Raw genomic sequence first — 18,454 nt, 5'->3', positions numbered from 1 at the left:
TCGAGCATCGCTTTCACAATCGCCAGGCTCAAATGCCCAGCGAAACGAGTAACATTATGTCACAATCTCGCAGTGGTGAAAAGCTTTGGCGTTAGATGATTGCGGCCGGTTTCATGACGCGGAGGGCGTTTTCCAGCGCCTCGACCGAGGCCGGCTTTGTCAGATGCGCGTCGAAACCGGCTTCTTTGGTCCGCTCGCGGTCGCTGGCCTGGCCCCAGCCTGTGAGCGCCACGAGCCTCACATCGCCCCCGGCTGCGCCGGCCCTGATCCGCCGCGCCGTTTCAAAGCCGTCGACGGGCTGCATGCCGAGGTCCACGAGCGCTACCTGGGGCAAGAATGTTTCGACGAGCCTCGCCCCTGCGGCGCCATCGTAGGCGACGCGAACGGCGGCGCCGAAACTTTCCAGCATCAACCTCAGGCTGTCCGCGACGTCGCGCTCGTCGTCGATGACGACGACCCGAAGTCCGTGAAGGTTCGGCTGTGCCGCCGTCTTCTCCGGTCCGCGGCCGGCGATCGCGGCCTCCCTTGGCGCGAGCGGAAGCGTGACGACGAATTCGCTGCCTGCGCCCGGTCCGGGGCTCGACGCCTCGACCGTGCCGCCGTGAAGCTCGATGAGCCTGCGCACGAGGGCAAGCCCGATTCCGAGACCGCCCGCCCCGCGGTTGTTGTGGTCGATCTGCGTGAAGAGATCGAAGACATGCGGCAGAGCATCGGGCGGAATGCCCCGCCCATTGTCGCGCACGCGAAGAACGCCTTCCTGGCCGCGCCTTTGAGCCTCTATCTCGATCAGCCCGCCGTCCTGCGTGAATTTCGCGGCGTTGTTGATCAGATTCGTCACGGCCTGCGACAGCCGCATCGGATCGCCGTCGATGGGGAGCGGTTCGCCGCCAAGCCGCATGACGAGCCGATGCCGGCCTTTCTCGATCTGAAGCTGGCTGGTTTCGAGCGCCATCCGGACGATGGCGGCGAGATCCGTCGGCTCCCTGCGCAGCTCTATCTTGCCGCGGTCGATGCGCGAAATCTCGAGCAGATCGTCGACGAGCTTGACGAGTTGGCCAACCTGGCGCTCCATCATGCCGAGCAAGCGGAGATTGCCGTCCGCCGTCGTCTTCAGCAACTGCACGCCATAGCTGATGGGCGCCAGCGGATTTCTCAGCTCATGGGCGAGCGTCGCCAGAAACTCGTCCTTGCGTCGGCTGGCGTCGAGCAGCGCCGTCTCCGCCCGTTTGCGTTCGCTCACGTCGCGATTGGCCTCGAGGACGAGTCGCCGCTCGCCCGTCCGGATCAGCTGTTGGCGACTCTCTACGCAGATCTCATGCCCGTTTTTGGCGATGTGTCGCAATTCGCCGGCCCATTCCCCCGAAAGAGAAATCTGCGCCTCATAGTGTTCCAGGGAGACCGGAAAGCGGGTCTGAAGCAGCTTGTGGCTCGATTGGCCGAGCGCCTCGGCGCGTGAATAGCCGTAGAGCTGCTCACATCCGCGGTTCCAGGTCACGATCCCGCCATCCCAGTCCCAGACGAAGATCGGGTCGAAGGAGAGGTCGATGAGGCGGGACTGCTGCTCCAGAGACTGCTCGATCTGGCGACGTTCCGTTATGTCGATGGCGACGCCGCCCGTGCCTCTGACCGCGCCGGAGCCGTCCTTCATGGGGAATTTGCTGACCAGCGAATGATGCAGGACGCCGTCGCCATGCGCGAGGGTCTCTATCGCGACGACGCCCGTGTCGCTGGCGAGCGCCCGCAGATCGTTGTAACGGAACGCCTCGGCCGTCGCGGAATCGAATATTTCGTGGTCCGTCTTGCTGTAAATCTCTTCCAGCGGTCGCTGAAACGCGGCCTCCGCGGCCTCGTTGACGTAGATGTAGCGACCCTCTGCGTCCTTGATCCAGGCGAGCCCCGGAAGATGCCGCATGAAGCTTGCGAAACGCGCCTCGCTCTCGCGCAGCGCGTCCTCGACGTCCTTTATTTCGGTGATGTCCGTGTTGGTCCCGAACCATTTCTTTATGCGCCCGCGGTCGTCTTTCAGGGGCACGGCGAGCGTGTGGAACCAGCGATAGACTCCATCATGCCTCCTGATGCGGAAATCGAGGACGAAATCCTCCCCGCGCGCGTTTGCGGCGCGCCATTGCTCGATCGCGCCTCGCCGGTCGTTTGGGTGAAGCCGCTGAAGCCAGCCGTCCCCGAGTTGCGCGTCTTCGGGTATCCCGGTGTAGGCGACCCATTGGGGGCCCAGATAGTCGCAGGCGCCGTCCGGCGCGCAGGTCCAGACCATTTGCGGAAGCGACTCGACGACCTGCTTGAAACGCTCCTCGCTTTCGCGCAAGGCGGCGTCGGCCTTACGCTTTTCTGTCACGTCGCGGATGACGCCGAGCACGGCGTCACGCCCCTCGTAACGGATGCGCTGGGTGGAGAGCTCCACGTCGAGCCGCTGGCCGTTCTTCCTGATGAACTGGAGCGGATAGTGCTGGGGCGGTTCGGGACCTTTGGCGACGCGCGCCTCGAAGCGCGTCGTCCAGAGCGCCAGATCCTCCGGCGCGACGACGCTTTCAAAAGGCAGGCCCTCGAATTCGCCGGGAGCATAGCCGAGTATCGCCGGCAGCCTCGGATTGGCGAAAATGAAACGGTCATCACGCGCGATGAAGACTCCGTCGGCGATCGCGCCGAGGAGGGTTCGGCAGAAGGCGTCGCTATCGGCGGAAACGTCGGGGGCGGCGTCGATTTCTCTCACCGAGCCGATCAAGCCGAGGCAGCGGCCATCGGTCTCGACGCGCGGCGTCCCCACGGCGAGTGCTGGCCGGTAGGCGCCGTCAGAGCGGCGCAGGCGGAGCCGCAGGGTGAAAGGGGCGCGGGTGGCCCAGGCGCGGCGCCATTCATGCGCCGTCGCGGCGCGATCGTCCGGGTGGATGGCCTCGAGCCAGCCAAAGCCGAGCGCCGCCTCCTGGCTTTGGCCGGTGAAGGTCAGCCAGGCGGGGTCGACGAAGACCCAGCCCGCGTCGCCTTCGGCCATCCAGCTTGCGATCCAGGCGTCGAACGCTCGCATTGCCTCTTTCGGCGCTCCCTGCCGCGTCCCGATGGTGAAGATATTGCGCGCCTTTCCGAAGGAAGCCCCCTGCTTCCGATCGGCCCCGAGGCCTTCTGGCGTTCCGGCGATTCGTCAGAAGGGGCCGACGGGGAAATATTTCAGGTAAAGCTCGCCCAGCGCCCCGCGCCGATCGAGCCGGGCCAGTGCATAATCTAGGGCGCGGCGAAGCGGTTCGTTGCCCTTTTTGACGGCGACGCCGACGCCTTCGCCGAAAAAGCGCGGATCGGTGAAGGGGCCGTCCTTGAAGGCGCAGCAGCCGCCGGCCTCGGCGCCGTTCAGCCAGAAGGACAGGCTGACGGCGTCGCCGAAATGGGCGGCCACCTTGCCGCTCTTCAGCGCATTGCGGGCGAGCGCCGGCGTCTCGAAGGTCACGAGTTCGACGCCCGGATAGAAGGCCTTGAGAAACGCCTCGTGACGCGAGCCGGCGACGACCGACACCTTGCGATCGCCGATCGCTTCGGGCGTCGCGGCCGTCAGCGTGGTGTCGGCGAACATTGCGAAGCGGCCGGGCGTCAGGAAATAGGGCGCCGTGAAATCCGCCTGCTTGCGCGTGTCGTCATTGATCGCGAGGGAGGCGATGACGGCGTCGCCGCCGTTGTCGTTGAGCGCCGGGATCAGAAGGTCCCAGCTGCGCCGCTGGATCGTGCAGGGAAGCTCCAGCTCTGCGCAGATCGCGCGGGCGAGATCGACATTGTAGCCGGCGAGCTGTCCGTCCGGGAGAAGGAAATTGAACGGCGGAAAGTCGTCTTCCGTGAGAAAGCGGATTTGCCGGAGACGGGAGAGGTCCGGCTTCTGCAACGGATGGTGGGGATCGAAAAAGGATGGAATCGCCGCCCCGGCGCGCGCCGGGCCGGAACCGGCCGCAAACGCCAGCAGGAGACAGGCGGCGAGGACGCTCGGGCGAAAACGAAGCAAGGGCGCTCCCTGGGGATAAGCGAAAACCCAACCTTTGGTTGCTTGCAGGAAAACCGCCGGCGACCAATAGTCAAGTCTAAGCGGCTTCCCTCAGTGAGTTTTAATTCATGTCCGAGGCGTCGGTCGACCCTTATTACGCCGATCCGTCTCCCCGCCTCCGGGAGGAGGGGCGCAAGACGCGGCGCCCGGGCGCGCCCGCCGCCTCGACCCGGCGCGGCGCGGGGCGCGCCGAGACCTCGCCGCGCCCGCCCGCCGTCGAGATCGCCTTTCTGGCCAGGTATGGCGTGCCGTTGGAGGCGCTCCATTACGCGACGGCGCTGGCGCGGCGGCAAGGCGTCTCGGCGGACGCCGCGCTGCTTGCCGAGGGGCTCGTGACGGAGGGGGTCTTCTATCGCGCCCTTGCGGATCATCTGGGCGTGGATTTCATCGAGGACGAGATCGAGCTTCCGTCCGGCGTCGCCGGCGCCGCCGAATGCGGCTATGTCCCTTTCCGCGACGGCCGCGACGGCCGCGACGGACTGCGGTGGCTGCTCGCTCCCGCGGGAACCGAGATTTTCCGGTTGATGAGCGCGGCGCGCATCGCCCGCGGACGGCCGCTATTCGCGCTGACGACGCGCGAACGCTTCGTTCGGGCGCTGCGCGGCGCGCGGGCGGACGAGGTCTGCCGGGCCGCGAGCCTCTCGGCCGAGCGCGCCGATCCGCGGCTCTGTGTCCGCAGCGCGTTGCAGCGAGGCCCTCTCGCTGTCGGGACCGCCGTTCTCTTCGGGCTTGTCGCTTGCCTTTTCGCACCCTGGGAGGGTGTTCACCTTGCCGCCGCCTTCCTTCTCGCCGCCGCCTTTCTGGCGGGAATCATGCTGCGTCTCTCCGCATGCTGGGCGAGCGTCGGAGCAAGGGACGACGCCTCGCCCATCGATGACTCCCGGCTGCCCGTCTATACGGTGGTGATCGCCCTCTACAGGGAGGCGGCCGTCGCGCGACAACTCGCCCGCGCGATCGACCGGCTCGACTATCCGCGCGCCAAGCTCGACGTAAAATTCGTCGTCGAGCAGGACGACGCGGCCACGATCGCCGCCTTGCGGGCGCATCCGCCGCGCACGCCGCATGAGATCGTGGTCGCGCCCGATGGGGCGCCGCGGACGAAGCCGCGCGCGCTCAATATCGCCATGCCGCTCGCGCGGGGGTCGCTTGTCGCCGTCTTCGATGCGGAAGACCTGCCCGAGGCGCGCCAGCTGCGCCGTGCCGCCGCGCTTTTCGACGCCGCGCCGGAGGAGGTCGCCTGCCTCCAGGCGAGCCTCGTCATCGACAATGGCGGACTGAACTGGATGACGCGCCTATTCGCGCTCGAATACGCCGCGCTTTTCGACGTCGTCAACAAGGGGCTGGCGGCGCTTGGGCTGCCGCTCTTTCTGGGCGGCACGTCCAATCATTTCAGGCTCGCCGCGCTCCGCGCAATCGGCTTCTGGGACGCCTACAACGTCACGGAGGACGCCGATCTCGGGCTGCGTCTCATTCGGGACGGCTATGCGGTGCGCATGTTCGACTCCGAGACTTTCGAGGAGGCGCCCGCGACCTTCCGGGCGCTGGTGAAACAGCGCACACGCTGGTTGAAAGGCTGGATGCAGACGGCCATCGTTCACTGCCGCCACCCCGCGCGGTTTCTCGACGATCTCGGGCCCCGTGGCGCCCTCGCCGTCCTGGGTCTGTTCGCGGGAGGGATTCTGGGCCCCCTGTTCGGGCCGCTGGTCATCTGCCGTCTTCTTCACGACGCGCTTTTTGGCCAGCTGCTGTCTCCCCATGAGGCTCTGGAGGCCGCCGCCGTCGGGTTATGGATTTTCGTCGCGGCCTCGGGCCTTTTGTCGCTGATCCTGCCATTGCTGATGGGCGCGCGGCGTCGCGGGTTTACGGGCTCCCTCGGCGCATTGATGTTCCTGCCGCTATGGCTCTCGATGTTGAGCCTCGCCTGCTGGCAGGCCTTTTTCGAGCTCTGGCGTCGGCCGTTCCATTGGGAAAAGACCGAACATGGGCTCACCCGGCGCGGCCCCTGCGATGAAGCGGCGAACGAGGCGGCTTCCGGCGCCGCGGTTCCGCTCGATTTCGAGGCGGCGACGTTCTCCGACTCCTGCTGGAATTTGATAGACCCGGACGAGGGGGCGAGCTGCGCCGCGCCACGCTTCCTGTGAGCCTTACCGCATGACTCACTCTGGCGCATTCAGCTTCGACAAGGCTTCGGAAGCCCTCGCCCGGATCAAGGCGACCAAATCGGCGAGGGAGTTCGAGCGCGTCTTTCTCGAAGTCGTTTCCGAAATTGGCTACCGCTTTTTCGTCATCAGCGGAATCCCGGGAAATGGAGAAAGTCTGGCGGATCTGCTCATTGTCGCACATGTGCCGGACGCCTGGCGGAATATTTATTTCGCGTCGAACTATATCGAGATCGACCCCATCGCGAGGCGGTGCGCCGTCGCCCCCGAGCCTTTTTTCTGGATCGAGGTCATTTCTCAGCTCGAGCGCGATTCGCCCGAACATGCACTCATGCGAAGGGCGGAAGAGCATGGATTGATCAATGGCGTGTGCTTTCCCGTCCATGGGGTCAACGGGCTCGAGGCGGGCGTCTCACTCAGCGGAAAAGCAGGGACGCTAAATCCGTCCGACATGCGAAACCTGCATCTCTTTTGCCTCTATGCATTCAACAGGCTGAAATCGATCGCCAGAGGGAGCGCGATCAGCGTCCCGTCACTGACGAAGCGCGAGCGCGAGATATTGCTGTGGAGCGCCTTCGGCAAGACGAACCGGCAAGTGGCCGACATTCTCTTTCTCTCGGAAGAGACTGTCGCAACGCATATGAAAAACATCATCAAGAAACTATCGGCGCAAAACAAGGCGGAGGCCATTGCCGTCGCCTTGCGGGCGGGGCTCATCCCCGGTTAGCAGCCTGCCGTCCGAAATCGGCTAACTCGTGCAGAATGCGCTTTCTTTCCTGCGCCGGGATTCGCATTGCGGCCAGCACCAGCGGCTTGATGCAAGGTTCCTCTAGAAAATAAAGCAGCATCATGGTTTCAGCCGCGCCATCGGCCGCCGTCCCGAGCGCATGTCTGGCGAGCGTGAGGTTGGGGCTCTGCGTGGCGTCGTCGAAGAGGTTGCTCAACAACCGCGCGAGAGTCAGCTCGACGCCGATGCGGCCGGGATATTTTCTTCTCGAAGGCGAAAGGCGTTCATCTTGGTCGGCTTTATCCATAAAGGTCGCTCGGGGTGGTCTGCGCGATGCCTGGTGAGTGAAAAAGTTCTTGCGTCAAGAATTTACCGGCGCGCATCCCCGTTGAAAGCGCGGGGGTCGCCGTAAGCGATGGCTCCGTAATCCGGCGAAATTGATCTGAGTGGATAGTAGCTGCCATCCACCCCGACTCCGCAATACCCGAAACCGGGTATTTTCTGGCGCCGCGGCGCCGCCCAGGCGGATCAGGCGAAGAGCCATTGTTTGAGCAGAAAGCCGGCGCTGAGCGCCTTGCTGTAATGTTCGTACAGGGCGGTATGCGTCATCCCCGCGCGCGGCAAGTCGCTTTTCTTGAGACGCCGGAAGAAGGGAATGACGACTTCTTCAAAATTGCCGACCGTATATTTTCCGCCATGCCGGTCGGCGACGCGCTCTGCCACATTGGTGAACAGCAGCATAAGCGCCTTGAACAGCGCCGGATTTGCGATGTTATCGTCGATGCCGTGCAGCCCCAGTCCGTGGCGGCAGGCGCGCAGATAGGCGTTGAGCGCGGCATAGACCTCCTCGGGCGGCGCGCCCACGAAGGCGCTCTTGATGGAGCGCAGGGCGGCGTTGAAGGTGACGCGCGAGATCATGCCTTTCTTGCGCTCGGCCGGGCTGAGCAGGCCCGCGAGCGCGCTGTCCTTGCGCGCGTGAAAGAGGTCGAAGACATTGTGGAGCAGCGCCTCCGTTTCCGTTTCGACCTCGGAAAGACGGCGTATGTCGAGCAGCAGCTCGTTTGGAACGGGCCGCTGCTTGGTGTTGATGTCCATGAACAGGCGGCATTCCTGGGCCCGGGTGAGCCTGTTGTAGATGACGACAGGCACGCTCACCGAGGATTTGGCGAGCCGGAACCCATAGATGCGATGCTGGCCGTCGATGATGAGAAAGGCCTTTCTGTCCTTGCGGAAGGTAAGCGCGCCTTTGTCCTTGTCATAGGTCAGATGCGCCCGCGCCTGCGCGGACAGAACCACCGCTCCCGGCACGGTGCCGAAGCCCGCGTCGATATAGCGGGCAATGGATTTGGCCCGGCGTTCGTCGAGCAGGCGCTGAAAGCCGTCGATCGGGTTTTCGATACGCGGCTCCACCATACAGGTCGCCGCCAGGAGGTCGCTCGGAAGGACAAGCGAATAGAAACGATGCTTGCCCTGTGTGACGACGAGCCCCTTTTCGCAGATCGTCTCTACACTTGCGCCTGCCTCGCGGGCCGTGGAAAGGGCGGCGTCGTTCTCACGAAAGGGGGAGGAATCGGCGAGATCGCCCAGCGTGTCCCGATCCATGTCTGTGATCCTCATCGCAGCGCGAACTTGACAGCGTTCGCGGAAGCTGACTCAGACGAATCAATCGGCACTCATGACAAGGCTAGGCGCGAAACAGCCATGAAACAAGAGTTTGGGCTTGAAAGCGCGGGCAGAGCCGCTTTTCAACCTTCCTTTGGACGCCGGACGGATGTAGATATGCGTCAAGGCGGCCCGGCGGGCTGGAGGCGTATCGCCCATGTGGTCGATCATCAGGTCGCTTCGACGGCTGACGGGACAGCCGCTGACGCGGCGGCTCAACAGAAGATTTCGGATGAACCGTTACGAACGCACCCCCCAACCGGCTGGCGAGGCCGAGGTCGAATATCTCGACGGCGAATATCGCGTTCGCAAACCGGGCGCCTATGTGCGCTGCGCGGTCACCGGCGAACCGATCCCGCTCGAGGATCTGCGCTACTGGAACGTCGATCTGCAGGAGCCGTACAGCGGCCCGCACGCCAAGCTGATGAAGCTCGGGCTCAAGAAACCCGACTGAGCCGCGCCGCGGAGAGCCTTGCGGCGAGCGCCGCAGCCACGGCGTCGGCGTCGTCGAAGACGAGTCGCACAGGGAGGACGTCGACTTCCGTCGCGCCCTCGGGCAGGCGGACAACGTCTTTTTCCGTCGTGACGAGTCGCGCCTCGTGGCGGCGCGCCAGCGTGGCGAGCTGCTCCAGATCGCGCGCGCTGAAGCGATGGTGGTCCGGGAATGCGCGCCGGGCGACGAGTTCGGCGCCGACATTCTCGAGCGTGCGGAAGAATTTCTCCGGCCGGCCGATCCCGGCGAAGGCCACGACGCGCCGGCCGCTCCATGTCTGCGCGGCGGGCTGCGCGCGCAGCCTTGCCCAGAACGCCGGTTTTTCAGCCGTCGCCATGAGGGCTGCGGCGGCCGCACCGTCGCCGATGACGATCAGCGCGTCGGCGGCTGCGAATTGGGCCGCGAGCGGCGCGCGCAGCGGCCCGGCCGGCGCGCAGCGGCCATTACCCGCGCCATAGTGCGAATCGACGACGAGGAAAGAGAAATCCGGCGCGATGCGCCGGCTGTGGAAGCCGTCGTCGAGGATCAGCGCGGTCGCGCCCATGTCCCGCGCGAGTTTGGCGCTCGTCGCCCGGTCCGCCCCGACGATGGTCAGCCCATGGCGCGCGAGCAGCAGCGCCTCGTCGCCCGTCCTGTCGGGACTGGCCGTCGCGTCGACGGCGAAGGGGCTCGCGCGGGCGTCGCGCCGCCCATAGCCGCGCGTCAGAAGAGCCGGGCGCTCTCCCTCTGCGACAAGCAGCCTCGCGAGCGCAATCGCCGTCGGCGTCTTGCCGTCGCCACCCGCCGTCAGCCCGCCAACCACGATCGCAGGCAGGGCGGGGCGCGGCGATTCGCGTCGCAGCCGCCGTTGCGCAAGGGCGCCCGTGAGCGCGCCGAGCGGCGCCAGCAGACGCGCGGCCACGCCGTCGTCACGCCAGAAGGCGGGCGCGCGCGGCAGGCTCATCGTCCCGCGATGGCGACCTGGGCGAGGAAGGGCTCCACGGCCGCGATGATGCCTCTCGCGGCGCCGCCGAGTTTCTCGACCGTCTCGGCGCCGGCGCGGCCCATGCGCCGCATGCGGGCCGGATCGGCGAGGAGATAATGAACCGCCCGCGCCAGCGCCTCCGCGTCATTGACGCGCGCGGCCGCCTTGGCGGCGGCGAGTTCACCATAGACCTCGCTGAAATTGTCGACATGCGGTCCGAACAGAACGGCGCAGCCGAGCTTCGCGGGCTCGATCGGATTCTGCCCCCCGCCCGGCGTGAACGACTTGCCCATGAAGACGACGCCGGCGCTGCGGAAGACGAGGCCGAGTTCCCCAACCGTATCGGCCACATAGACGCCGATGTCGCGGCGAGGCTCGCCGTCGCGCGTGCGCAGGCCGACGGCCAGACCGCGCGCCGCCGCCAGTTCCGCGATCGCCGCGCCCCGCTCGCGATGACGCGGGACGATGACGGTCAGAATCGAGGGGATCTTGCGGGCGACCTCGGCATGGGCGGCGAGGATGATCTCCTCCTCCCCGTCATGGGTCGAGACGGCGGCCCATACGGGGCGGGCGCCGACCGCGCCGCTGAATTCGGCCAGCCGGGCGGCGTCGGCCGGAGGCGGGGGCACGTCATATTTGAGATTGCCGGCGACGCGCACGCAGGGCGCGCCGAGCGCAATGAGGCGCGCCGCATTTTCGGAGTCCTGGGCCAGGCAAAGATCAATGGAGCCAAACAGCTTGCGGGCGGCGCCCGGCAGCCGCCGCCAGCGCTCCGCGGATTGGCGGGAGATTCGGGCGTTGGCGAGAACGAGGGCGATTCCGCGTCCGTGCAGCGCCGTCACCATATTCGGCCACAGCTCTGATTCCGCGAAAATGGCGATGTCCGGCCGCCAGTAATCGAGGAACAGATCGACGAATCCGGGGGCGTCGAGGGGAAGATATTGATGGAACGAGCCCGCGGGCAGCCTGGCCGTCAAAAGGCGCGCGGAGGAGACCGTGCCGCTGGTCACGAGCACTTCCGCGCCGCGCTGGATGAAGCGCTCCACAAGCGGCAGCAGGGAGAGCGTCTCGCCGAGGCTCGCGCCATGCAGCCAGACGAGTCGGCCCGGCGGCCGCTCCCGGGAGGGAAGCCCCAGGCGCTCGTCCAGCCGGGCCGGGTCTTCCTTGCCCCGCGACGCGCGCCAGTTGAGCGCGGCGCCGGCAAGGGGCGTCAAGGCGATCGTCGCCAGTCGATAGAGCTTCAGAAGCGGCATGATCCCCGTGCTTTTGAACTGGCCGCGCCTTGCGTCAGGGCCTTGCGCGCCGGCGGGATGAGTGTTCTCTGCGCCCTCCCCGAAGGCCCCCTCTATTGCTCTTGAAAGCTGGCTTAATTTTGGAAGCGCCTGGCGGCCTGCCTGATATCAGAGCTTGTCGTGATCCGGGTCCAGCAGCTTGTAGAGATGCACGACGAAATAGCGCATATGGGCATTGTCCACGGTCGACTGCGCCTTGGCTTTCCAGGCGGCGAGGGCGCTGTCGTTGTCGGGATAGATGCCGACGATGTCGAGCTTCGACGGGTCGCGGAAGGACACGCCGTCGAGCGTCTCGAGCTCGCCGCCGAAGACGAGATGCAGCAACTGCTTTTCCTGTTTCGGGGGCGTCGCGTGCTTTGTCATGACCAGTTTATTCCTTTCGAAACGGTCCGGGCGATGGCGAGGGTTTCCTCGATGAGGGGCTTGGGCGCGGCGACCAGCATGCCGCGCTTCGACGAACTGCGATTGTAGGTGAGGGCGCCGCCCTCCACCTCCGCGAGCGCGACGCCGGCCTCGCAGAGAATCACGTCGGCGGCGGCGATGTCCCAGTCCCGGGCGTTCGGCGAGGAGATGACGAGATCATGGCGGCCGGCGGCGATGTCGACGAGCCGGAGCGCAAGGGAGGGCGTGCGCGGCGCAAGCCCGATGTTCTGCGGCAGTTCGGAAAGGCGCGCGTGAAGCGGCCGCGGCGCGATCGCCAGCGCGCCGGAAAGCGATTCCCGCGCCGGCGGGTCGAGCCGCTCGCCGTTCAGAAAGGCCCCCAGCCCGCGCGCGGCCGTGAAGGTCTCCCCCCGCGCGGGGGCGTGGACGACGCCGGCCGTGGGTCGGCCGCTTTCGATGAGCGCGATGGAGACCGCCCAGCGTTCGTCGCCCTGCGTGAAGGCGTTGGTGCCGTCGATGGGATCGACGATGACGATGCTCTCGCGCGACAGCCGCGCGTCGGTGTCGGCGGTCTCTTCCGAAAGCCAGCCGGCCTGGGGCGCAAGGCGGCGCATCCGCTCGAAAAGGAAGCGGTCGACGGCGAAATCCGCCTCCGTGACCGGCGAGCCGCCGCCCTTGTAGGAAATGGCCGCCGCCGTGCGCGCGCCGCGCCTGAAATAAGCCATGGCGATGTCGCCGGCTTCGCGCGCGACATCCTCGAGGCGAGACAGGAAGGCGGAGAGATCGGATTCGGAAAGGGGCATTGCCTTGAAGCAGTAGGGGAGGCGTCGCGGCCTCGCAAGCCGGTCTAGGGAGCGAATTGCCGACAATTTGAACGATCCGGTTTGCCGCCGCTATACCGTGAGGCCGTAATCCTGCCGGAAAAGCAATGGTTTATGCCGGATTTACCGTCGTTTTTAGCAAATTCCGGCGCGCTCTCGGGCAAGAATTCGCCTCATCGGAAGCGTTCGAGCCTTTGGGCCGCGAGGAGGAAATCATGTTCGAAGCCGGTCAAGCGATGAAAAGCGACGAAGCGTTTTTCGTGCAGCGCGACTGGCGGGCGGATGGCGGGGCGCGCCGTGTGCGGGTCACGCGCCGCGATATTCTCATCGCCCGACGCTTCAACGGGGTCGACATGAAGATCGCCGTGCCGGTGCCTGCCTATCGGGGCGTGCTGCTCGACGTGGCGGCGGGCGAGGCGGGCGCGCCCTGTTACCGTCTGCTGCTGGCGCATCGCGACCGCGACCTCGACGTGGTGCTCGGTGAGACAGGGGACAGCACGGCCGCCGCCGCCGACTGGAAATATTGGGCCGCCTGGCTCGATCTGCCGCGCCTCGCCGCAGAGAACGGCGACTTTGCGGAGGTCGACGCCCCGGTTTGCGGAGCGGCCGCGCCGGGGCGGCGCGGCGGCTCCTCCGTTCGCCGGAGGCGCCCCCGTTTTCTCGCCCTTCGCCGGAGCGGGGACGCCCGCCGCTTGGCGGAGGTCTTCGCCGGCGAGCGCGAGATCATCTGTTACGAGTGAAGGGGCCTTTACAGCTTTTCCTTCACCTTCTTGGCGTCCGCCTCGACGGCGCGCCAGGCGTTCTTGACCTTCGTCATGAAGGAGCCGCTCGTCTCCTTCTTGCAATCGTCGATGACCATGGGAACCACCTTCTCGGTTCCCTCGATGTCGACGATCGAACCCGGCTTGCCGCTCTTGGCTTTGGCGGTCGCCCAGTAAATCACCTTCGGCTGGATGTCCCCTTCCACGGCGAGAAATTCCTCGCAGCTCCAGTTGGAGACAGGCTTCTTGTCGTCCGCGAAGGCGGCCTGGGCGCAAAGGGCGGCCCCGGCGAGCACGAGATAACGTAGCTTCATGAAAAAGCTCCTGAATGTTGATGGCGAATGGCGGGCGCCCGCTGTGGCCTGCGAGCGGCAGGCGAAGCGCCTGCCGCCATGAGCTTTTTCGCTCCGATCGAGCTCCTTTTCAAAGCTTTTTCGGAGCGAAGGACAGTCGCCTCAGCCGATCAATAGAAGGTCGTGCCGTAGGGCGCGTTCTGGCGCTGAAGGATGAGGCCGTTCACGAAGCCGGTCTGACCCTCGTAGCGCACCTTGCACCAGCCGTAGAGCCAGCCCTGGGAGCAATAGGCGACGTCGACCTGCGTTCCCGAGGGAATCACCGCCAGCGAGGGCCAGTTGGTTCCCGGCCCCTTGCGCAGATTGACGATGTCAGTGGTGACGATCGGCGCGACGATGACGTCGTTGGCGCCCGACGGCGCAAGCGCGCCGACCTGCACATAGCCCTTCACCTTCTTCCACTGGACGGCGCACCAGCCGCCCCCCCATCCCGAGTAGCAGCCGGAGACATTGACATCGACGCCGGCGGGGATACGGGCGATGGTCGGCCACTGGATGCCGGGGCCGGACCGAACGGTCGCCGGACTGACCATGGAATGGGCGGCGGCCTCTCCGGCGCCGACGGCGAAAACCGCCGCGCAAGCGCCGACAAGAGTCAAAACTTTGTTCTTCATGACGTTTCTGTCCCTGTAACGGCGTTTCTCAGCCGATGCGGCGGGATAGGAGCACAGGCCCGCAAACTTGGCCACTCGCTTGGTGGCCATTTTGAGCAGTCTCCGCCTTGACGCTGTGAACTTGCCTTGTTCCCTGACGGTTATAAGCTCGGCCGGTAATGCAGGATCGCTGATGCAACTTACACGCGAAAAATACCGGCTCATTCAGTATCACTTCGTGCAATTCTTCGCCGAGCATCTGTCTGACGCCTCGAAAGCCTTCGACGGGGATCTTCAGGAGATGCTGGTGCTGGCCGTCATTGGCCAGGTGGCTTTACAGGCCGACGGGCAGGGCCGAGGGAATGCGTCGATCAGCGCCTCCCGCCTCTCCGACGTGACCGGCGTTCCGCGGCAGACCGTGCGCAGAAAACTGGAATCGCTCAAGGACCGGGGATGGATCGAGAAGGTCGAGGACGCCGGGTGGCGTCTGCTCGTCGAGCAGGACCAGGCCGCGCCGGCGCAGGTCGATCTTCTCGAGCTCGACGCCAGAGGCATGGAGCGCATCATCAAACTCGTCAGAACGCTCGGCCCGTATGTTTGACCGCCGCCGCCCGAACCTGCGCGGGAAGCGCGAAAATTCACGGGCGGGGCGAAGGCTCAAAACGAGCAGGGTCTGCGTTGACTTTGTTCCCGGCTTCCGTCGTTAGCCTTCATCACCCGCATCGCACGGGCAGAGACGAGAGCACTGCAAACCCAGGGAGTCCCCTTGTGACTTTGAACGATTTTACCTTGTCGCTTCCGGACCACGAAACGCTCAAGAAGAATTGGGGATGGACGGTCGCGTTCGGCGCGCTGCTCGCCATCGCCGGCGGCTTCGCGCTGAGCACCGTCGTGCTGACGACCGCCGCGACCGTTCTCTTTGTGGGCTTCGCGATGATCATCGGCGGCTTCGCGGAAGTCTTGCACGGTTTCGCCATGCGCAGCTGGAAGCATTTCTTCTGGATGCTCGTCATGGGCGGCTTTTATATTCTGGCTGGCGCGCTCGTCGTCCGTAATCCGATGCTCGCGGCGAGCTTCCTCACCTTGCTGATCGGGGCGAGCCTCATGGCCTCCGGCATCGTGCGCACCTATGTCTCGGTGCAATTGCCGAGCGGCGGCGCGAAGGGCTTTCTGATCTTCTCCTCGATCCTCACGCTTGTCGTCGGCACGCTGATCATCGCGCAGTGGCCGAGCTCCAGCCTCTGGGTGATCGGAACCTTCCTCGGCGCCGATCTCTTCTTCTCCGGCATGGGCTGGGTCGGTCTCGGCCTCGCCATGCGCAAGGCTTGACGGGCGCATGTCGTTCACGCGCCGGCCTTGAGATGCCGGCGCGCCTTTCCTTTCATTTGCAAGACACATTCAGCCATGAGACAGCGCCTTCGGCCCGGACGCAAAGGCGGCGGCAAGAACGACGCCGGCAAAAAGGGCGGCGCCATTCTGCGCCCCTGGACGTCACTGGCCACCCGCCGCGTCGCCTTTCGCATGCGGCTCCTCGAGCGGCGTCGCCTTCTTCTCGATCTGGCCCGAAATGGTGACGCGGTCGGAGAAGGCGAAGAGAAAGGTCGATAGGACGAAGGTCAGGTGGATGGCGATGTAATAGGTGAGCTCGACCGCTTCGAATTTCGGCACGTCCATGAAGACTTCGAGCAGCTTGATCGCCGAAATCGCGACGATGGTCGAGAGGAGCTTCAGCTTGAGCTGCGTGAAGTCTATCCCGCCCATCCAGTTCGGCCAGCCTTCGCGCCGCGTCGCCGGCACGCCGGAGACGAAATTCTCGTAAACCGAGATGGTGACGATCATCACCAGCGCGCCGGTAAGCGTGAGGTCGATGAGCCCCAAAAGCTCGAGAATGATCCTGTCTTCGCTGGCGGAGCCGATGGAGAAGAGAATCCCGACGAGGTGACGCGCCGCGTTCACCATGAGGGCGAGAAGCCCCAGAGTCAGCATGACGAAGAAGGGCGCGAGCAGCCAGCGCGACAGGAACAGATAATGCTCCAGCAAACGCTTCAGCATGCCGGCCCCTCGGGCGCGACATGCGCCGCTCCCTTAACGAATTAGGCGCGGCCCGGCAGGGAGCAACCGCCGCCGCCGCCGCGCCGCGTGAGCGGTGCGCTGATGGCCGTTCGTCAGGCGACCGCCTCTTCGAACCCCTTGCGGATCGCGTCCTCCTTCAGCTTGCGCCCGATGAAGACGAGGCGCGACTCGCGCGCCTCGTTCTCGCGCCACTCGCGTTGAAGGTCTCCGTCGAGAATCATGTGCACGCCCTGGAAGACGAAGCGTCGCGGCTCGTTCTTGAAGGCGACGATGCCCTTGCAGCGCAGAATGTCCGGCCCCTCGCGCTGAACGAGGTCATTGAGCCAGGGCAGGAACCGCTCGGGATCGACCTCGCCTTTATGGCGAAGGGAGAGCGACTGCATCTCCGTGTCGTGGATCGCCTTCAGATGGCCGTGGGCGTCGTGGTCGTGGCCATGCGCGTGATGATCATGATGGTCGTGAAGATCATGGCCGCAGCCGGGGCCGCAGGCGTGATCGTGCTCGTGATGATGCTCGTGCTCATGATGATGGGCATGATCGTGGCCGTGGTCATGAGCGTGATGCGCGTGCTCGTGATCGTGTTCTTCCGGCTCGAGAAAATTCGGCTCGATCTTCAGGATACGGTCGAGATCGAAGGCGTTGCGCTCGAGCACCGCTTTCAGCGGCACATCGGCCTTCACGGCCCGGTGCAGCGTGGCGTAGGGGTTGATGCCGCGAATGCGCGCCTCGATTTCCTCGAGCTCTTGCGGCGTGACGAGGTCCGTCTTGTTGAGGATGATGACGTCGGCGAAGGCGATCTGCGTCTTCGCCTCGGGCGCGTCCTTCAAACGGTGGCTCAGCCATTTGGCGTCGGCGAGGGTCACCACGGCGTCGAGTCTCGCGGCGTCCTTCACGTCGGCGTCGACGAAGAAAGTCTGGGCGACGGGGGCCGGATCGGCGAGACCGGTGGTCTCGACGATGATGGCGTCGAACTTGCCCCGCCGGCGCATCAGCCCCTCGATGATGCGAATGAGGTCGCCGCGAACGGTGCAGCAGATGCAGCCGTTGTTCATCTCGAAGACTTCCTCGTCGGCGCCGACGACGAGGTCGTTGTCGATGCCGATTTCGCCGAATTCATTGACGATGACGGCGTAACGGCGGCCGTGCTCCTCGGTGAGAATGCGGTTGAGGAGAGTCGTCTTGCCGGCGCCGAGATAGCCGGTGATGACGGTCACGGGAATTTTATCGGTCACGGGAATGTCCTGCGTCAGGGTCTCAGTGCTTGGGCCAATTGTCTAACATTGTGGCGCATCATGTCGATATAGGTTCCGCCGCCCTCGCCGGGCGCCGACAGCGCGTCGGAATAGAGCGTGCCGCCGATGCGGGCGCCCGTCTCGGCGGCGATGCGCTTCGCGAGGCGGGGGTCGGAGACGTTCTCCAGAAACACCGCGCCGACCTTGTGCTGCTTCACCGACTGAATGATGCGGGCGATGTCGCGGGCGCTGGCCTCGGCCTCGGTCGAGACGCCTTGCGGGGCGATGAAGGCGACGCCGTAACGGGCCGAGAAATAGCCGAAGGCGTCATGGGTCGAGACCACGCGGCGCCGGTCCGCGGGGATGGCGGCGAGCGTCTGGACGATGTCATTGTCCAGCGCGTCGAGCCGCGCGAGATAGGCGCCCGCGCGCGCCTTGTAGTCCTCGGCCCCCGCCGGATCGGCGGCGACGAGAGCGTCACGAATCTCGGCCACGTAGATTTTGGCGTTGGCGACATCCTGCCAGGCGTGCGGATCGGCGCCGTCCTCGCCGGCGCGCGGAGCGACGCCCTTGCCGAGCGTCACCACCTCGCCCTTGCCCTTGTCCTTGCCCTTGGCGGCGGCGATCAGCCGGTCGAGCCAGCCCTCGAAACCGAGCCCGTTGACGAAGATGAGCTTCGCCTGTGCGATGCGTCGCCCGTCGGCGGGCGTCGGCTGATAGACATGGGCGTCGCCGTCGGGCCCGACGAGCGTCGTGACCGCGACGCGGTCGCCGCCGACCTCGCGAACGAGATCGCCGATGATCGAAAAGCTCGCGACGACGGGGAGGCTGTTTTCCTGGGCGGCGGCGGGCGTCGCGAGCGCGGCGAGAGACAAAGCGAGAAAAGCGCGGCGGGTCGGCATGAAGA

Annotated in this window: 20 protein-coding genes; 6 read left to right on the top strand and 14 right to left on the bottom strand. The window is 65.6% G+C overall.

The window, feature by feature from the left end; genetic code table 11:
- Positions 1-91: 91 nt before the first annotated feature.
- Positions 92-3,040 (bottom strand): PAS domain S-box protein, encoded by a 2,949-nt coding sequence (locus WOC76_RS15910; protein WP_341105479.1) that lies wholly within the window; start codon positions 3,038-3,040, stop codon positions 92-94.
- 114 nt (positions 3,041-3,154) lie between these two features.
- On the bottom strand, positions 3,155-3,997 hold the full coding sequence (locus WOC76_RS15905; RefSeq protein WP_341105481.1) for a transporter substrate-binding domain-containing protein: 843 nt from the start codon (positions 3,995-3,997) through the stop codon (positions 3,155-3,157).
- A 107-nt stretch (positions 3,998-4,104) separates the two neighbouring features.
- Here WOC76_RS15905 and WOC76_RS15900 point away from each other — a divergent pair, with 107 nt between their 5' ends.
- Together WOC76_RS15900 and WOC76_RS15895 are read left to right on the top strand one after the other, a co-directional pair.
- Positions 4,105-6,177 (top strand): glycosyltransferase, encoded by a 2,073-nt coding sequence (locus WOC76_RS15900; protein WP_341105483.1) that lies wholly within the window; start codon positions 4,105-4,107, stop codon positions 6,175-6,177.
- 10 nt (positions 6,178-6,187) lie between these two features.
- Entirely contained in the window at positions 6,188-6,922 is a 735-nt protein-coding gene (locus WOC76_RS15895; RefSeq protein WP_341105485.1) for a helix-turn-helix transcriptional regulator, read from the top strand.
- Here WOC76_RS15895 and WOC76_RS15890 read toward each other — a convergent pair.
- The 3 genes from WOC76_RS15890 to WOC76_RS15880 form a co-directional block, all read right to left on the bottom strand.
- A complete protein-coding gene (locus WOC76_RS15890) occupies positions 6,909-7,229 on the bottom strand; it encodes a hypothetical protein (protein ID WP_341105487.1) in 321 nt (106 codons plus the stop codon). The genes WOC76_RS15895 and WOC76_RS15890 overlap by 14 nt on opposite strands.
- Positions 7,230-7,450: 221 nt before the next feature.
- Positions 7,451-8,524, bottom strand: a complete 1,074-nt coding sequence (locus WOC76_RS15885; RefSeq protein WP_341105490.1) for a DGQHR domain-containing protein — start codon at positions 8,522-8,524, stop codon at positions 7,451-7,453.
- A 60-nt stretch (positions 8,525-8,584) separates the two neighbouring features.
- A complete protein-coding gene (locus WOC76_RS15880) occupies positions 8,585-8,755 on the bottom strand; it encodes a hypothetical protein (RefSeq protein WP_341105492.1) in 171 nt (56 codons plus the stop codon).
- Between the two features lie 61 nt (positions 8,756-8,816).
- Between WOC76_RS15880 and WOC76_RS15875 the strand changes: the two genes are divergently transcribed.
- The gene (locus tag WOC76_RS15875) at positions 8,817-9,038 is read left to right on the top strand and encodes a DUF2093 domain-containing protein (protein WP_341105493.1); all 222 of its coding nucleotides are present in this window, start codon (positions 8,817-8,819) and stop codon (positions 9,036-9,038) included.
- On the opposite strand, the gene lpxK is transcribed toward WOC76_RS15875, so the two are convergent.
- From lpxK to WOC76_RS15855, 4 genes are all read right to left on the bottom strand, one after another.
- A complete protein-coding gene (lpxK, locus tag WOC76_RS15870) occupies positions 9,022-10,020 on the bottom strand; it encodes a tetraacyldisaccharide 4'-kinase (RefSeq protein ID WP_341105495.1) in 999 nt (332 codons plus the stop codon). The genes WOC76_RS15875 and lpxK overlap by 17 nt on opposite strands.
- A complete protein-coding gene (locus tag WOC76_RS15865; RefSeq protein ID WP_341105497.1) occupies positions 10,017-11,294 on the bottom strand; it encodes a 3-deoxy-D-manno-octulosonic acid transferase in 1,278 nt (425 codons plus the stop codon). The genes lpxK and WOC76_RS15865 overlap by 4 nt, the downstream gene beginning before the upstream one ends.
- 147 nt (positions 11,295-11,441) lie before the next feature.
- Positions 11,442-11,696: a DUF4170 domain-containing protein gene (locus WOC76_RS15860; RefSeq protein WP_341105498.1), complete on the bottom strand. Its 255-nt coding sequence runs from the start codon at positions 11,694-11,696 to the stop codon at positions 11,442-11,444.
- Complete coding sequence (locus WOC76_RS15855) at positions 11,693-12,517, bottom strand: inositol monophosphatase family protein (RefSeq protein WP_341431490.1); 825 nt, start codon at positions 12,515-12,517, stop codon at positions 11,693-11,695. The genes WOC76_RS15860 and WOC76_RS15855 overlap by 4 nt, the downstream gene beginning before the upstream one ends.
- Before the next feature lie 233 nt (positions 12,518-12,750).
- On the opposite strand from WOC76_RS15855, the gene WOC76_RS15850 reads away from it, so the two are divergent.
- Positions 12,751-13,275, top strand: a complete 525-nt coding sequence (locus WOC76_RS15850) for a DUF6101 family protein (protein WP_341431489.1) — start codon at positions 12,751-12,753, stop codon at positions 13,273-13,275.
- An 8-nt stretch (positions 13,276-13,283) separates the two neighbouring features.
- Here WOC76_RS15850 and hdeA read toward each other — a convergent pair whose 3' ends face one another.
- Positions 13,284-13,610 (bottom strand): acid-activated periplasmic chaperone HdeA, encoded by a 327-nt coding sequence (gene hdeA, locus WOC76_RS15845; RefSeq protein ID WP_341105502.1) that lies wholly within the window; start codon positions 13,608-13,610, stop codon positions 13,284-13,286.
- A 149-nt stretch (positions 13,611-13,759) separates the two neighbouring features.
- Positions 13,760-14,353 carry an SH3 domain-containing protein gene (locus WOC76_RS15840; protein WP_341388972.1) on the bottom strand — a complete coding sequence of 198 codons (594 nt, stop codon included), beginning with the start codon at positions 14,351-14,353 and terminating at the stop codon, positions 13,760-13,762.
- Between the two features lie 82 nt (positions 14,354-14,435).
- Between WOC76_RS15840 and WOC76_RS15835 the strand changes: the two genes are divergently transcribed.
- Positions 14,436-14,843, top strand: coding sequence for a MarR family transcriptional regulator (locus WOC76_RS15835; protein ID WP_341105506.1), 408 nt, complete (start codon positions 14,436-14,438; stop codon positions 14,841-14,843).
- A 167-nt stretch (positions 14,844-15,010) separates the two neighbouring features.
- Positions 15,011-15,571, top strand: a complete 561-nt coding sequence (locus WOC76_RS15830) for an HdeD family acid-resistance protein (protein WP_341105507.1) — start codon at positions 15,011-15,013, stop codon at positions 15,569-15,571.
- Positions 15,572-15,733: 162 nt separating this feature from the next.
- Here the strand turns inward: WOC76_RS15830 and WOC76_RS15825 are convergent, their stop codons facing one another.
- The 3 genes from WOC76_RS15825 to WOC76_RS15815 form a co-directional block, all read right to left on the bottom strand.
- Complete coding sequence (locus WOC76_RS15825; protein ID WP_341105509.1) at positions 15,734-16,294, bottom strand: YqhA family protein; 561 nt, start codon at positions 16,292-16,294, stop codon at positions 15,734-15,736.
- Positions 16,295-16,407: 113 nt separating this feature from the next.
- A complete protein-coding gene (locus WOC76_RS15820; RefSeq protein WP_341105511.1) occupies positions 16,408-17,547 on the bottom strand; it encodes a CobW family GTP-binding protein in 1,140 nt (379 codons plus the stop codon).
- Positions 17,548-17,561: 14 nt separating this feature from the next.
- A complete protein-coding gene (locus WOC76_RS15815) occupies positions 17,562-18,449 on the bottom strand; it encodes a metal ABC transporter substrate-binding protein (RefSeq protein WP_341105513.1) in 888 nt (295 codons plus the stop codon).
- Between the last annotated feature and the right edge of the window lie 5 nt (positions 18,450-18,454).

The organism is Methylocystis sp. IM3, assembly GCF_038070105.1.
In the GTDB taxonomy this organism is placed as follows: Bacteria; Pseudomonadota; Alphaproteobacteria; order Rhizobiales; family Beijerinckiaceae; genus Methylocystis.
The sequence above is the reverse complement of the archived record's forward strand: the minus strand, read 5'-3'. Positions and strand labels throughout refer to the sequence as shown.